Genomic DNA, 14,593 nt, shown 5'->3' with positions numbered 1-14,593 from the left:
GACTGAACCACCGCATTCGCGAGCAAGCCCGCTCCCACACAAGCCCGCTCCCACAGTTGGATCTCCACAGTTGGATCTATTTGTAGCGTTGCTCGAAGGTTGCCACCTGCTCCGGCTTGATCAGCTCAAACGGCACCCACACCTCCGACTCAATCGCTTCCCCCTTGATCATCCGAATCGCCGACTCCACCGCCTTGGCCGCCTGCGCCTTCGGGTCCTGGAACACCGACGCCGCCAACAACCCACGCTTCACCGCCGCGAGCCCATCCGGCAAGCCGTCGATGCCGACAATCGCCACATCGCCCTTGGCCTTGCCCGCCTGTTGCAACGCCATCCCGGCGCCGATGGCCATTTCGTCGTTGTTGGCGACGATCGCATCGAACTGGGTGCCCGCCAGCAGCCAGTTGCTGGTCAGGTCCATGCCTTTGCTGCGTTGCCATTCGGCGCTTTGCTGCTCGACCACCTTGATCCCGGGAAAGTCCTTGAGCACCTGCTTGGCGCCTTCGGTGCGGTCGTGGGTGGCGTTCTGTGCGAGGTCGCCCATGATGATCGCCACGTTGCCTTTGCCGCCGAGTTTTTCCGCGAGGAAGCGCATCTGCAACTGCCCGGCCTCGATGTCATTGGAGGCCACGGTGACCACGCCCTTGGGCAGCGTGCGTTCATCCGGGTGGCGGTTGACGTACACCAACGGCGTCTTGGCCGCCACGGCGGCGCGGGTCATGTTGGCGGTGGCGGACGTGTCCACCGGCAGCACGATCACCGCGTCGACTTTCTGGTTGAGAAAGCCTTCGACCTGGTTGAGTTGGCGCACCACGTCGCCCTGGGCGTCTTCGAACTGGATCTTCACGTCTTGCTGCTTGGCGGCCGTTTCCAGGCCGTTGCGCACGTAGGTCATGAAGTTATCGTCGACCCGCGCAATGCTCACGCCGATGCGGTAATCGGCGAGCGTCCACGGGCTAAACAGCAGCAACAGCGAGGCAACAATCAACGAATAGCGGTTCATAAGGGTGGTCCTTTTATTGTTATAGGGTGAACGCTTGACGGAATCGCTCCAGGGCCAGTTCGCTGTCGCCGCTGGCCCAGCCTTCGAGTCCGACCACGCCGGTGTAGCCCATGGCATGCAAGGCCCTGGCAATCGCAGGGTAGTGGATTTCACCGGTGCCGGGTTCCTTGCGCCCCGGCACGTCGGCCACCTGGATTTCGCCGATGGCGCTGCCGGCGCGCTGGATCAGTTCGATCAGGTTACCTTCGCCGATCTGCGCGTGGTACAGGTCCAGGTTCATTTTCAGGTGCGGGCTGCCCACGGCTTCGATCAGCGCCAGGGTGTCGTCGGCGCGGGCGAATGGGGTGCCGGGGTGGTCCACTTCGGTGTTGAGGTTTTCCAGCAGGAACACGCGGCCGGCGTCTTCCCCCAGGCGGGCGATTTTTTCCAGGGTCTTGCAGGCGCTCAGCCACATGCGCCCGGTGGTGTGGCTGACCGGTTGCACCGGCAGGCCGCCTTCACCCAGGCCAGTGCCGTGCAGGTTGAGGCTGGGGCAATTCAAGCGCTCGGCAACGCCGAGGGATTCGCGGGCGCTGTCGAGCAGTTGGCGGATGCCCTCGGGGTCGGTGAGGGTGCCGCTGATGTAGCCGGTCATCGAGGTGAAGTCGGCGCCGGTGGCCGCGAGGGCGCCGATGTCCTTGTTGGTCCAGTTCCAGATCTCCGCGCTGAAGCCCAGCTCATGGATGCGCTTTACGCGCTCGATGAAGGGCAGGTCGAGAAACACCATCTCGGCACTAATCGCCAGTTTGAACGGGCTCATACGGCCACCGCCTTGCCTTGCTGGAACGACTCGATGCACGCGCGGGCAATCGCCAGGGCCGCGCGGGCGTCTTCGCCGCTGGCCATCGGCTTGGCGCCGGTGCGCAGGCAGTCGGCGAAGTGATTGAGTTCGGCGATGTAGGCGTCGCGCAAGAGGTCGGTGTCGAGGCGCTGGGTATCGGCCTGGATGCCCTGAGCCAGGTAGCGCACCAGGTCCGAATCATTCAGGCTGCCCATGCTCAGCATGCCTTCGCTGCCGAACACTTCGCCGCGCACGTCGTAGCCATACACGGCCTGGAAGTTGGCTTCGGCGGTGGCGATGGCGCCGTTGTCGAAACGGATCGCGACCACGGCGGTGTCGAGGAAACCTTTGCTCTTGTACGCCGGGGCGATCAGCGCGTCGGCCATCACATACACCTGCACGGCTTCGGCGCCGGGGTTGAGGTAGCGCAGGGTGTCGAAGTCGTGGATCAGGGTTTCGAGGAAGATCACCCATTGCGGCGACGCGGCGGGATTGTTCAGCGCCGGGTCGCGGGTCACCGAACGCAGCAACTGCGGCGTGCCGATGCGCCCAGCGGCGACGTCGAGGTGAGCGGTGCGGAAACTCTTGGCGAAGCGCCGGTTGAAACCGACCTGCAACGGCACGCGGGCATCGGCGGCCGCAGCGATGGCGCGGTCGGCTTCATCAAGGGTGATGGCCATGGGTTTTTCGCAGAAGATCCCCTTGCCGGCGCGGGCGGCGCTAATCACCAGTTCGGCGTGGCTGCGGGCGGGGGCGGCGATGATGACGCCGTCGATGTCCGGGTCGTCGAGCAGCTGCTGCGGGTCGGTGTAGACCTTGTCCACCCCCAGTTCCGCCGCCAGGCGTGCGGCTTGGCCTGGGGTGGGGTCGGCGATGGCGACAAGGCTGGCGCCGGGGATATGCCGCGCCGCCGTCAAACCGTGGAAGCTGCCCATGCGGCCGGCACCGATCAAGCCCAGGCGGATGTTCTGTGTACTCATGAAGTGACCCCTTTTTTATTGTTGGCCCCAGGACAGTCCTGGTGGGTAAAAGGGTAGGAGCAAAGCGTGTGCCAACTTATAAGTGATTGATAATTAACGGTTATTAAAAATCTATAAACAAAAAGTGTTCATTTTGATGACATTCCTATACTGACATGTCAAAAACATGAACATGGACGCGCCGCGATGAGCATGACCTTCAGCGTACAAGACCTCGACTACCTCACCGCCCTGGGGCCGGCGGCGTTGAATGACGGCCCGGTGGCCGCGCTGGAGCAGGCGTGGCACGCGTGCCTGGCCGGCACGGTCGAACGCCCGGCCGGCGTGCGCCAAGTGATCTGGGAGTCGTGGCGGCGCAGTGTGCAGGCGGGGATCGATCCGGCGGACAACGCCTACCGTTTTGTAGCGCCGCAAACCCTCGACGCGACCCTGGCCACGCACCGCGTGTTGATCGCCGCTGCGGCGCAGGTCATGCACGGCCTGCTGGCCTATAACCCGCGCGGGCATATCAACCTCACCGATGCCGACGGCACCACCCTGTACTTTTGCGGGCTGGACATCACCCCGGTGGGTAGCCGCCTGCTGGAGTCGGTGCAAGGCACCAACTGCACCGGCCTGGCGCTGGCCGAGGATCACCTGGTGTACGTGCTGGCCGAAGAAAACTTCGCCACGGGCCTGCGCCAGCGCCGCATGCACTGCGCCGCCGCGCCGATCAAGAACGCCCAGGGCCAGACCCTGGCCATGCTCACCCTCACCGCCGAGCCGGGCTGGTTTCACTTCCACACCCTCGGCACCGTGCAAGCGGCGGCGGACGCGGTGTCGCGGCAGATGGCCCTGCAAGCGCTGCTGGAAGAACAGCAAACCGTGCTCGAAGTGCTCAACGAAGGCCTGGTGGTGCTGGATGAGCGCGGCTGCATCAAGGCGCTCAACCGTTATGCGCGGCAGTTGTTCGGCGTGGGGCTGGAACTGATTGGCCGTCCATTCCAGCACCTGGGCCGTAGCGAATTGAGCGACACGTTGGGCGAGCCCGTGCGCGACCTCGACTGCACTTTCCACCTGCACGACCGCAGCCAACTGGCGTGCCTGGTCTCGGTGTGCCCGCTGGAGCAGGGCGGGGTGATCGTCTCGCTGCGCGAGAACCGGCGCATCCGCGAAATCACCCGGCGCATCATCGGCACCCAGGCCAGCTACACCTTCGACACCATCCAGGGCCAGTCCCGGGCGATCCAGGACGCCCTGCACCTGGGGCGCATCGCCAGTCGCAGCGATTCCACCACCTTGATCCTCGGCGAAAGCGGCACCGGCAAAGAGCTGTTTGCCCAGGCCATCCATAATGGCAGCGACCGCCACAAAGGCCCGTTTGTGGCGGTCAACTGCGGCGCGATTCCGCGCGACCTGGTGCAAAGCGAACTGTTCGGGCATGTCGAAGGCGCGTTCACCGGCGCCACCCGGGGCGGCTCGGCGGGCAAGTTCGAACTGGCGGATGGCGGCACGATTTTTCTCGATGAGATTGGCGACATGGCTTTCGACGCCCAGGTCAGCCTGCTGCGGGTGTTGCAGGAAGGCGAAGTGACCCGCGTCGGCGCGAAGAACTCGCGCCGCGTGGATGTGCGCATCATTGCCGCCACCCACCGCAACTTGAGCCAGGCGGTGGCCGAGGGCGCGTTTCGTGAGGACCTTTACTACCGCCTCAATGTGTTGAACCTGACCGTGCCGCCGCTGCGCATGCGCCGTGAAGACATTCCCCTGCTGGCGCGGCACTTCCTCGCGCGTTACGCCCGTTCGTTGCGCAAGTCCGTGGAGGGCTTTGCGCCGGATGCACTGGCGTTGCTGTGCGCCTACCCGTGGCCGGGCAATGTGCGCGAGCTGGAAAACAGCATCGAACGGGCGACCAACCTGGCGATGGGGGCGTTGATCCAGCCGCTTGACCTGCCGTTGGACGCCAAGCCGCGCACGCCGCTGCGGGTGTATGAGCCGCAGCCTGCGCAAGATCTCAGCAGCCATGAAATGAATGCGATTGTTGCGGCGCTGGAAAGCACGGGCGGCAATATCCGCTTGGCCGCGCGGCAACTGAACGTGTCGCGGGGCGGGCTGTACAACAAGATGAGCCGGTTTGGTTTGAGTGCCAGCGACTATCGCAATAACTGAAGCTCAAACCTTGCGCGAGTCAAATGTGGGAGCGGGCTTGCTCGCGAATGCGGTGGGTCAGACGAAATATAAGTGACTGACACCCTGTATTCGCGAGCAAGCCCGCTCCCACACAAGCCCGCTCCCACATTTTGATCTCCATGAGTCAGCTACTCAGGTTCTCTGAGGTGACGATCTGTGGCGGTACATACACCCGATGCCTGACCGGATCAAACCCTTCGCCACTCTGCAATTCCACCAACAACTCCACCAACGCCACCGCCGTCTGCCCTGGCTGCGAGTCCATCACCACATCCACCAACCCCTGGCTCAGCGCCTGGCGCGACAGCTCGGTGGACTCCTGCAGGATGCAACACAACGCCGGCCGCGTGGGCAGCTGCGCCAGGGCGCTGATGATACCGTCGCCGCCGCCGCCCACCACGCACAGGCCGCGCAGGTCGGTGTGGCGGGCGATCAGGTCGAGGGTGGCTTCTTCGGTGATGTCGCAGTTGTCCAGGTTTATCAGCGGCTCCAACGGCTTGAGCCCCGGCGCGTGTTCGGCGAGGTAGCTGTGCAGGCCGGTGACCCGCGCCTGGTGGCCGAGGAAGCGGTGGCCGCCGAGCAAGATCCCCACGCTGCCTTTGCGCGCGCCGCAGGTGCGGGCGAGCAGCCAGCCCATGGTGCGGCCGACCACGTGGTTGTCCTGGCCGACGTAGGGTTCCGCCGCTTGCTCGTGGATATCCGACAGCAGGGCGACCACGGGCACACCGGCTTCGCGGATTTGCTTGAGGCTGGCATTGATTAGCGGGTGGGCAAAACTCACCACGGCCAGGGCGTCGCATTGCACCGCCAGTTGTTCGATCTGCGCGACGATGGCGCTGGGGCTGCGATCGACGATGTAGTCGAACTGACAGGTCAGGTTGGCGCCGGCGTGGTGCTCGGCCGCCTGGGCAATCGCCTGCGCCAGGCTGGCGTAGAACGCCTGGGCGGTGGCCAGCAGCAGGATGCCAAACCGGTAGGTCGGCCGGCGTTCGCGGATGCGCTGGCCGATCAACCGCGCGGCGAAATAACCCACGGCTTCGGCGGCCTGGAACACCTGTTCGGCGGTGTCTGGATTGACCGGCGCGCGGGCGTTCAATACCCGGTCGACGGTGGCCACGCTGAGGCCCGCCTGGGCGGCAACGGTGGCGATGGTTGGGCGTTTATTGTTGTGCATGGCAAGCCCTTTGTGCGTCTTGATAGAAAACTATCAAGCCCCGCTGGGCCTGGATGATAGCTTGATAGGGAATGGATTCAAGACCTTGAGGGCGATTTAGCGGTTCTCTATCGTGGGTTGCACAACGCACCTGAAACCCCCGCATGCGGAGAACAATAACAATGCCTGAACACACCGCTCATACCGCCCGGCGCGACTACAGCCTCACCGGCCCCGAAGCCGCCCGCGCCGCCGAAAAAGGCCTGGTCTCGGCCAGCTGGTATCAATCACCGATTTCCCGCAAACGCATGAAAGAACTGATGCAGCGCCGCGATGGCCCGGCCCTGCGCGACACCGCCCTGTGGGTGCTCGCGCTGGTTGCCAGCGGTTTTGGCGGCTACTGGTTCTGGGGCTCCTGGGCCTGCGTGCCGTTCTTTATCGTGTACGGCGTGCTGTACGGCACCGCGTCCAACCCGCGCTGGCACGAAACCGGCCACGGCACCGCGTTCAAGACCCGCTGGATGAACGATGTGCTGTATCAGGTCGCAAGCTTCATGTGCATCTTCGAACCCCATGTGTGGCGCTGGAGCCATGCGCGGCACCACACCGACACCATTGTCGTCGGCCGCGACCCGGAGATCGTCGAGCCGCGTCCGCCGAGCTTCCTGATGATGTTCTTGAGCCTGTTCAACCTGCCCCTGGCCTGGAAAACCTTCAGCGGCGTGGCGCGGCATGCCGCCGGCAAGATGAGTGCGCAAGAGGCCGACTTCATCCCTGAATCCGAATGGCCCAAGGTGTTCCGTGCCGCACGGATCTGGGTGGGGATTTATGCCGTAGTCATCGGCACCGCCTTGTACCTGCACAGTTGGTTGCCGCTGATGCTGATCGGCCTGCCCAGTATCTACGGCGCCTGGCTCGGCTACCTGTTCGGCCTGACCCAACACGTCGGCCTCGCCGAAGACGTGCTCGACCACCGCAGCAACTGCCGCACCATCTACATGAACCGCGTGCTGCGCTTTATCTACATGGACATGAACTACCACCTCGAACACCACATGTACCCGATGGTGCCGTACCACGCCCTGGCGCAATTGCACGAAGAGATCCGCAACGATTGCCCGCCGCCGTACGCGAACCTCTTCGAGGCGTACAAGGAAATCCTGCCGACGGTGTGGAAGCAGCGCAGCGATCCGAACTACTTCATCCAACGCCCTATTCCCGGTGCTGGCGAGCCTGTTGTGGCGAGGGAGCTTGCTCCCGCTGGGCTGCGCAGCAGCCCTAATGACGCCACCGCGTTTTTTCAGACAAATCCTGACAGCTGAGGTTGGGGCTGCTTCGCCGCCCAGCGGGAGCAAGCTCCCTCGCCACAGGATTAGCCAATCATCTGGAGACAAATACCATGAACGATCAATGGATCGACGTCTGCGCCGTGGGCGAAATAGACGAAGAAGACGTGCTGCGCTTCGACCACGGCGCCCACACTTACGCGGTGTACCGCTCGGCGGAGAATGAGTTTTTCGCCACCGCCGGCCTGTGCACCCACGAGAAAATCCACCTCGCCGATGGCCTGGTGATGGACCACGTGATCGAATGCCCCAAGCACAACGGGCGCTTTGACTACCGCACCGGCAAGGCCATGGGCGCGCCGGTGTGCGTCAACCTCAAGACCTACCCGGTGCGGATCGAAGCGGGGCGGGTGTTGCTCGCCGTCACGGTGTGACGATGAACGCGCCCTTGATTATCGTCGGCGCCGGCCATGCCGGTGGCCGTGCAGCGCTGACCCTGCGCGAAGAAGGCTACACAGGGAGGCTGATCCTGATCGGCGACGAACCGCACTTGCCCTACGAACGGCCGCCGCTGTCCAAGGGGCTGTTGCAAGGCACGGCGGATCTGCCCGGCTACAGCCTGTGCGACGAGGAGCGCTTGGCCGCGTTGAACATCGAACATATTGCCGCCAACCCGGTGACGCAGTTGCGGCCCGCGCAACACCGCCTGCAACTCGCCGACGGCCAATGGCTGCCTTACGCCGGCTTGCTGCTGGCCACCGGTGGCCGCGCCCGGCGCTTGCCCCAGGCGCCGGCCGACGTGCTGTACCTGCGTACCCACGATGAAGCGTTGGCCCTGCGTGATGCGCTCACGCCTGGCACGCGATTAGTGGTGGTCGGCGGCGGGTTTATCGGCCTGGAAGTGGCAGCGACGGCCCGTGGCCTGGGCTGTGAAGTGACGGTGCTGGAAGCCGGGCCGCGCCTGGCGGGGCGGGTGTTGCCGCCGGTCATTTCCGAGGCGTTGCTGCAATTGCATCGCGAGCACGGCGTGGATGTGCGCTTGAACGTGGCACTGGAATCCATCCAGGCGGAGGGCGTGCTGCTGGTGGACGGCCAGCGCCTGCCCTGCGACCGGGTGGTGGTGGGTATCGGCATGCTGCCCAATATCGAGCTGGCGACGGCGGCGGGGCTGGACGTGGGGCAGGGGATTCGCGTGGATACGTACCTGCGCACCAGCGCGGCCAACATCTATGCGGCCGGCGATGTCTGCGAGTTTCGCCAGGATGGCCTGTACCAGCGCCAGGAAACCTGGCGCAACGCCGAAGCCCAGGGCCGGCATGCGGCGCTGAACCTGCTGGGGCGCGAGTTGCCCTTCGACGCGCTGCCGGGGTTCTGGTCCGACCAGTACGACTGGGGCTTGCTCACCGTGGGGGGGATGACCCCCGCAGTGGTCAGTCGCACCTTGCCCGGCGGCGGCTTGCTGCTGTTCTACCTCGACGCCGCGCAGCGTTTGCAAGGCGCCTGCGGCTGGGCGCGGGGCAGTGGCGCGGCCAAGGACATCAAGCTGTGTGAGCGCCTGATCTCGGCGCGTGTGGTGCTGAACGCGGCCGACCTGGCCGCCCCCGAGCTGTCCCTCAAACAGCTGTTGCGAGGCTGAGATGCGCCAATTCCTGGTATTCCAATCCCTGTGGGCGATGCAGACCGAACCCGGCCCTCTCGAGGTGCAACTGGACCGCATCCAAGCCGCCGGTTTCGACGGCATCACCGACCACTACTGGCTGCCCGCCGACGTCGCGCGCCTGCACGCCGCCGCCACGTCCAGGGGCTTGCAGATCGAGGGTCAACTGTTCCCGCAATCGGTGGATGACCTGGCCGCCGCGCTGGATGTCATCAGCCGCTACGGCTGTCACCACCTGACCTTGCAGGCCGACGTGCGCCCGCGCACCCAGGCCGACGCGGCGCGGCTGGTGGAAGGCTGGCAGCGCCTGGCCGAGCAGGTGGATTTTCCGGTGTTGCTGGAAACCCATCGCTATCGGCTGACCAACGACCTGCTGTTTACCCTGGACTTGCTGGCGCAGATGCCGGACTTGCAGCTGCTGGCTGACCTGTCCCATTACGTGGTGGGGCGCGAACTGCCGGAGCCGGGCGCCATTGAAGATGATGAGCAGATCCGCACGATCCTGCGCCACAGCTGGGGGTTTCATGGGCGTGTGGCGAGCAGCGAGCAGGTGCAGGTTTCCCTGGAGTTTCCCCAGCACCAACCCTGGGTGCAGCGCTTCACCGAGTGGTGGCGCTACGGGATCGAAGACTGGCTGGCGCGGCCCGACACGCCGCACAGCCTGTCGTTCACCTGCGAGCTGGGCCCGCCGCCCTATGCCATTACTGGGGCGGATGGCCGTGAGATCAGTGATCGCTGGAGCGAGGCCTTGAAGCTGCAAGCGTTGATTCGCGAGGTGTGGCGCAACTGTCAGAAATGATCTGCCAATATGTGGGAGCTGGCTTGCCTGCGATGCAGACAACTCGGTACATCAGGCACACCCAGTTGATGCTATCGCAGGCAAGCCAGCTCCCACATTGGATATTTGTTGGTCTTAGAACGGTGTCAGGTCAGCAGGCCAGTGCTGACTGCCACAATCAGAAACATCCCCAACAACGCCCGGTAAATCACAAACGGCCAGGTCGAAAACCGCTCCAAAAACTTCATCAACCCCCAGATCGCAAAAAACGCCGAGACGCTCGCCACCACCAGGCCAAACAACAGATGCGGCCAGGCATGCGCGGGCAAGTCGGCGTGCAGCAGAACCCACAACTCTTTCAGCCCGGCGAGGGCGATGGCTGGCAGGCCCAGCAGGAAGGAGAAACGCGCCGCTTCTTCACGCTTGAAGTTGAGGAACAACGCGGCGGTCAACGTGGAGCCCGAGCGCGATACCCCCGGAATCAACGCACCAATCTGCGCAATCCCGACGATCAACGCATCGCGCAGGCGCATCTCACCCATTTCCCGGGTGTGGCGTGCGCGTACTTCCGCCACGGCCAGCAGCACGGCCATGACCACGCAGGAAATGCCGATCACCATCAACCCACGCAACGGCGAGTTGCACGCGTTCAAGGTTGAAGACAGGGCCAATCCGGCAATCCCGATGGGAATGGTCGCCAGCACAATCGCCACCGCCAGCTTGAACCAGCGGTCGTTGTAGTCGCCCCGGCGCACCGCGCTGAGGCTGCCGGTGGTCACTTGGCGCACGTCGCGCCAGAAGTAACTGACCACCGCTGCCAGCGCCGCCAACTGCATCGCCGCCGAAAACGCCGAGCCCGGGTCTTGCCAGCCGAGCAGGGCGGGTACCACGCGCATATGGGCGGTGGACGACACCGGCAACAGTTCGGTGATGCCCTGGATCACGCCCAGGATGAAGATTTGCAAATAATCCAGGGAGGCAAAGCCCACATCCAGGCCCGCGGTACAGACGTTGCTCACAGTGCGTGTCCTTGAGAAAAAAACGGAATCCGGCGAAGTCTAGGCTAAATGTTTCTGGATGTTGCCATGGCCCCGCACAAATCCGCCTTCGGTTCAGCAAACAGAAAGGTTGGACAATGTATTGGCCTGCATGAAGGTTTTGTGAACAATGGCGCCCTGCATTTTTTCACCGAGAGCCCCATGCCTGAAACCACCGTAGAACTGATCCAGACCGGCCCCGAAGACGCCGAGCTGATCCGCAATCTCTACCAGTACTACGCCTACGAGTCGTCGGACTGGGGGCAGGAAGATGTCGAAGGCGATGGCCGTTTCTACATCCATGACGAACACCTGGCGCGCTACTGGCAAGACCCGCAGTGGAGCGCCAACCTATTGCTGGTGGACGGCTATATCGCCGGCTTCCTGCTGATCGAAGGCAGCGAGATCCCGGGGATGGACGCCCTGGAGCTGGCCGATCTGTTCATTCTCAAGCGCTACCGCCGCAAAGGCATTGGCCGCGCCATCGCCACCCAGGTGTTGTGCAGCGGCGAGGCCAATTGGCTGGTGCGTTTTTATGACCAGGATGAAGTGTCCCAGGCGTTCTGGCGCACTGTGCTGGATAACCTGCCGCGCCCGGTGCAGACGCTGGAGCTGGAGGATGAACCGAACCTGGTCAGCTACTTGATTACGCGGGTGGCGCTGCATTAAACGCCTGCTGCATCACCTGCGGCGGCTGGCCGAAGGCGCGCAGGAACGCCTGGCGCATGCGCTCGCGATCACCAAAACCGGTTTCGCGGGCCACCACTTCCACCGGGTGGCGGCTGGTTTCCATCAGCGTGCGCGCGGCCTCCACTCGCAGGGCTTCGATGGCCTTGGCTGGGGTTTGCCCGGTTTCTTCGCGGAACACCCGGCTGAACTGGCGCGGGCTGAGCCGTGCGACGTCGGCCAAGGCGTCCACGGACAGGTCGTGGGTGAGGTTTTCGCGGGCATAGGCCAGGGCGAGTTGCACGCGGTCTGATTTCGGGTCCAGCTCCAGCAACGCCGACAGTTGCGACTGCTCGCTGCCCCGGCGCTGGGCGATCACCAGTTTGCGCGCGATGCGCCGCGCGAGGTCGCTGCCCAGGTCGTTCTCGACCATGGCCAGCGCCATGTCCACGCCGGCGCTCATGCCCGCGCCGGTCCAGATCTGGCCGTCCACCACGAACAAGCGGTCTTCGTCCAACTGGATCTGTGGGTAGCGCTTGCGAAAGGCCGGCGCGTGAATCCAGTGGGTGGTGGTGCGCTTGCCTTCCAGCAGGCCGGCTTCGGCCAGCACAAAAATGCCCATGCACAACGAAGCGACCCGCCGCGATTGGGCCGCAGCGGCCGTGACCAACGCCAGCAGGTTGGCTTCCGGCAGGCGGAATTCCATGTAACCGCCGACGATCAGCGTGTCATAGCCCTCAGGCCGGATCGGCGTGGTGTTCACCGAAAAGCCCTGGGAGGTCATCACCGCGCCGCCACGCTCCGACACCAGGTGAAACGCGTACGCCGGCTCGCCCCGCAGCAGGTTCGCGCACTCGAACACCGAGCCGACACTGAGGCTCAGGCATTCAAAATTCGGGTAAACCAGCAGCGCAACGCTGTGCATCGCATCTCTCCAAGGGGCGGGGGAGGTGGGATTGTCGGCGGCTGGCGGGCAAACGGCAACTGCCAGCGTGCATGTCCGAAAACCTTGCGGATATGACGTTGTGCCGTTGCGCCCCGACTCCTAAGCTTCAACCCTCAGTCATCCCGAGGCACTCGACAATGAAAGTATTGATGGTTTTGACCTCTCACGATCAGTTGGGCAACACCGGCCGCAAGACCGGCTTCTGGCTTGAAGAGTTCGCGGCACCTTATTACGCATTCCTGGATGCAGGCGCCGAGGTGGTGCTGGCATCCCCGGCGGGCGGGCAGCCGCCGCTGGACCCAGTCAGCGACCTGCCGGACTTCCAGACCGAACAGACCCACCGCTTCGCCGCCGACCCGGCCGCGCAGCAGGCCCTGGCCACTACGCTGAAGCTGGACGCGGTCAATGCCGCCGACTTCGACACCGTGTTCTACCCAGGCGGCCACGGCCCGCTGTGGGACCTGGCGGAGTCGCCGGTGTCGATCGCGCTGATCGAGTCATTCGAACGCGCCGGCAAGCCGATCGGTTTTGTCTGCCATGCGCCTGGCGTGCTGCGCCACGTCAAGGCGGTCAACGGTGAGCCGTTGGTCAAGGGCCGTCGCGTCACCGGCTTCTCCAACTCGGAAGAGGCGGCGGTGGAATTGACCGATGTGGTGCCGTTCCTGGTGGAAGACGAGTTCAAGAAACTCGGCGGCAAATACGAGAAAGGCGCTGATTGGCAGTCCTTTGTGATTGTCGATGGCTTGCTGGTCACCGGGCAGAACCCGGGCAGCTCCAGCGATGTGGCCAAGGCGCTGCTGAAACTCACCGCGTAAGTTAATTCATCACTTTTTATTGATTGGCGACTCCACGGAGTCGCCAAGGCTTTTGCTCGTCCAGGATTTGGAAAACCGCACATGACCGACAACGTTTTGAACACCCCGCTGCAACTGGGCCGACACACCCTGAACAACCGCATCGTGCTGCCGCCGTTGACCCGCCAGCGCAGCGCCCAACCCGGTGATATCGCCACCGACCTGATGGCCGAGTACTACCGCCAGCGCGCTTCGGCGGGGTTCATGGTCAGCGAAGGCACGCAGATCGAACCGCGTGGCCAGGGTTATGCGTGGACGCCGGGCATCTATACGCCGGCGCAGATCGACGGCTGGCGCCAGGTCACCGACGCGGTGCATGCCGAGGGCGGGGTGATCTTTGCCCAGTTGTGGCATGTGGGGCGTGTGTCCCACCATGATTTGCAACCCGACGGCGCCGCACCCGTTGCGCCGTCGGCGATCCAGCCGCAGCAGGTCAAAGCCTTTATCGAAACCGCGCCGGGCGCTGGTGAACTGGTGCAACCGCCGATACCGCGCGCACTGAGCACGCAAGAGGTCAAGGACCTGGTCGGGTTGTATGCCCAGGCGGCCCGCAACGCGATAGCGGCCGGGTTTGATGGCGTGGAGATTCATTCGGCCAACGGTTACCTGGTCAACCAGTTCATCTCGGCCCATGCCAACCAGCGCGAGGATGAATACGGCGGCTCACTGCACAACCGCCTGGGTTTCCTGCGGGAAATCGTCGCGGCCGTCAGCGCGGCTATTGGCCCGCAACGCCTGGGTGTGCGTTTTTCGCCGCTGTTCAGCGGCACCGACCAGGACCGGGTATACATCGGCCTGGTGGAAGAAGACCCGCACCACACCTATATCGAAGCCGTGAAAGTGCTGGAAGCGGCGGGCATCGCCTACCTGTCCATTGCCGAAGCCGACTGGGACAACGCGCCGGAACTGCCGGACACCTTCCGCCGTGCCGTGCGTGAGAGCTTTAGCGGGCGGATCATCTATGCCGGGCGTTATACCGCTGAACGCGGTGAAAAATTGGTGCAAGCGGGGCTGGCGGACTTGATCGCGTTTGGTCGGCCGTTCATTGCCAACCCGGATCTGCCGCAACGGCTGTTCAATGGTTGGCCGCTGAATCCGCTGCGGGTTGAGGGGATGTATGGTGGCTCGGAGCAGGGCTATACCGACTACCCGGTCTACAGCTAGGACTGCGGCCTTCAATACACAGCAGATCAAATGTGGGAGCGGGCTTGCTCGCGAATGCGGTGGTTCAGTCGAAATACAGG

At 64.0% G+C, this 14,593-nt stretch carries 14 protein-coding genes; 8 read left to right on the top strand and 6 right to left on the bottom strand.

Going from position 1 to position 14,593, the window contains the following annotated elements; all coding sequences use genetic code 11:
* Positions 1-76 precede the first annotated feature (76 nt).
* The 3 genes from NUV89_RS21510 to NUV89_RS21500 are packed head-to-tail and all read right to left on the bottom strand — an operon-like array spanning position 77 to position 2,803.
* A complete protein-coding gene (locus tag NUV89_RS21510) occupies positions 77-1,003 on the bottom strand; it encodes a sugar ABC transporter substrate-binding protein (RefSeq protein ID WP_257782886.1) in 927 nt (308 codons plus the stop codon).
* A gap of 19 nt (positions 1,004-1,022) precedes the next feature.
* A complete protein-coding gene (locus NUV89_RS21505; protein ID WP_257782885.1) occupies positions 1,023-1,802 on the bottom strand; it encodes a TIM barrel protein in 780 nt (259 codons plus the stop codon).
* On the bottom strand, positions 1,799-2,803 hold the full coding sequence (locus tag NUV89_RS21500; protein ID WP_257782884.1) for a Gfo/Idh/MocA family oxidoreductase: 1,005 nt from the start codon (positions 2,801-2,803) through the stop codon (positions 1,799-1,801). Before NUV89_RS21500 ends, NUV89_RS21505 begins: the two co-directional genes overlap by 4 nt.
* A 186-nt stretch (positions 2,804-2,989) precedes the next feature.
* Between NUV89_RS21500 and NUV89_RS21495 the strand changes: the two genes are divergently transcribed.
* Positions 2,990-4,951: a sigma-54-dependent Fis family transcriptional regulator gene (locus NUV89_RS21495; RefSeq protein ID WP_257782883.1), complete on the top strand. Its 1,962-nt coding sequence runs from the start codon at positions 2,990-2,992 to the stop codon at positions 4,949-4,951.
* Between the two features lie 145 nt (positions 4,952-5,096).
* On the opposite strand, the gene NUV89_RS21490 is transcribed toward NUV89_RS21495, so the two are convergent.
* Positions 5,097-6,146, bottom strand: a complete 1,050-nt coding sequence (locus tag NUV89_RS21490; RefSeq protein WP_257782882.1) for a LacI family DNA-binding transcriptional regulator — start codon at positions 6,144-6,146, stop codon at positions 5,097-5,099.
* Positions 6,147-6,307: 161 nt separating this feature from the next.
* On the opposite strand from NUV89_RS21490, the gene NUV89_RS21485 reads away from it, so the two are divergent.
* The 4 genes from NUV89_RS21485 (at position 6,308) to NUV89_RS21470 (ending at position 9,867) form a co-directional block, all read left to right on the top strand.
* Positions 6,308-7,447 (top strand): fatty acid desaturase family protein, encoded by a 1,140-nt coding sequence (locus tag NUV89_RS21485; RefSeq protein WP_257782881.1) that lies wholly within the window; start codon positions 6,308-6,310, stop codon positions 7,445-7,447.
* 77 nt (positions 7,448-7,524) lie between these two features.
* Positions 7,525-7,845: a MocE family 2Fe-2S type ferredoxin gene (locus tag NUV89_RS21480; RefSeq protein ID WP_257782880.1), complete on the top strand. Its 321-nt coding sequence runs from the start codon at positions 7,525-7,527 to the stop codon at positions 7,843-7,845.
* 2 nt (positions 7,846-7,847) lie between these two features.
* Positions 7,848-9,047 carry an NAD(P)/FAD-dependent oxidoreductase gene (locus NUV89_RS21475; protein WP_257782879.1) on the top strand — a complete coding sequence of 400 codons (1,200 nt, stop codon included), beginning with the start codon at positions 7,848-7,850 and terminating at the stop codon, positions 9,045-9,047.
* Between the two features lies 1 nt (position 9,048).
* Positions 9,049-9,867 carry a sugar phosphate isomerase/epimerase gene (locus tag NUV89_RS21470; RefSeq protein ID WP_257782878.1) on the top strand — a complete coding sequence of 273 codons (819 nt, stop codon included), beginning with the start codon at positions 9,049-9,051 and terminating at the stop codon, positions 9,865-9,867.
* Between the two features lie 125 nt (positions 9,868-9,992).
* On the opposite strand, the gene NUV89_RS21465 is transcribed toward NUV89_RS21470, so the two are convergent.
* Positions 9,993-10,865 carry an undecaprenyl-diphosphate phosphatase gene (locus NUV89_RS21465; RefSeq protein WP_257782877.1) on the bottom strand — a complete coding sequence of 291 codons (873 nt, stop codon included), beginning with the start codon at positions 10,863-10,865 and terminating at the stop codon, positions 9,993-9,995.
* Between the two features lie 180 nt (positions 10,866-11,045).
* On the opposite strand from NUV89_RS21465, the gene NUV89_RS21460 reads away from it, so the two are divergent.
* Positions 11,046-11,552 (top strand): GNAT family N-acetyltransferase, encoded by a 507-nt coding sequence (locus NUV89_RS21460; RefSeq protein WP_257782876.1) that lies wholly within the window; start codon positions 11,046-11,048, stop codon positions 11,550-11,552.
* Here NUV89_RS21460 and NUV89_RS21455 read toward each other — a convergent pair.
* Entirely contained in the window at positions 11,530-12,474 is a 945-nt protein-coding gene (locus NUV89_RS21455) for a GlxA family transcriptional regulator (protein ID WP_257782875.1), read from the bottom strand. The genes NUV89_RS21460 and NUV89_RS21455 overlap by 23 nt on opposite strands.
* Before the next feature lie 158 nt (positions 12,475-12,632).
* On the opposite strand from NUV89_RS21455, the gene NUV89_RS21450 reads away from it, so the two are divergent.
* Both NUV89_RS21450 and NUV89_RS21445 read left to right on the top strand, forming a co-directional pair.
* A complete protein-coding gene (locus NUV89_RS21450; RefSeq protein ID WP_257782874.1) occupies positions 12,633-13,310 on the top strand; it encodes a type 1 glutamine amidotransferase domain-containing protein in 678 nt (225 codons plus the stop codon).
* Positions 13,311-13,391: 81 nt separating this feature from the next.
* Entirely contained in the window at positions 13,392-14,513 is a 1,122-nt protein-coding gene (locus tag NUV89_RS21445; protein ID WP_257782873.1) for an alkene reductase, read from the top strand.
* Positions 14,514-14,593: the final 80 nt, after the last annotated feature.

The organism is Pseudomonas sp. 18.1.10, from assembly GCF_024655625.1.
Lineage (GTDB): Bacteria > Pseudomonadota > Gammaproteobacteria > Pseudomonadales > Pseudomonadaceae > Aquipseudomonas.
This window is presented reverse-complemented; position numbering and strand designations above follow the sequence as displayed.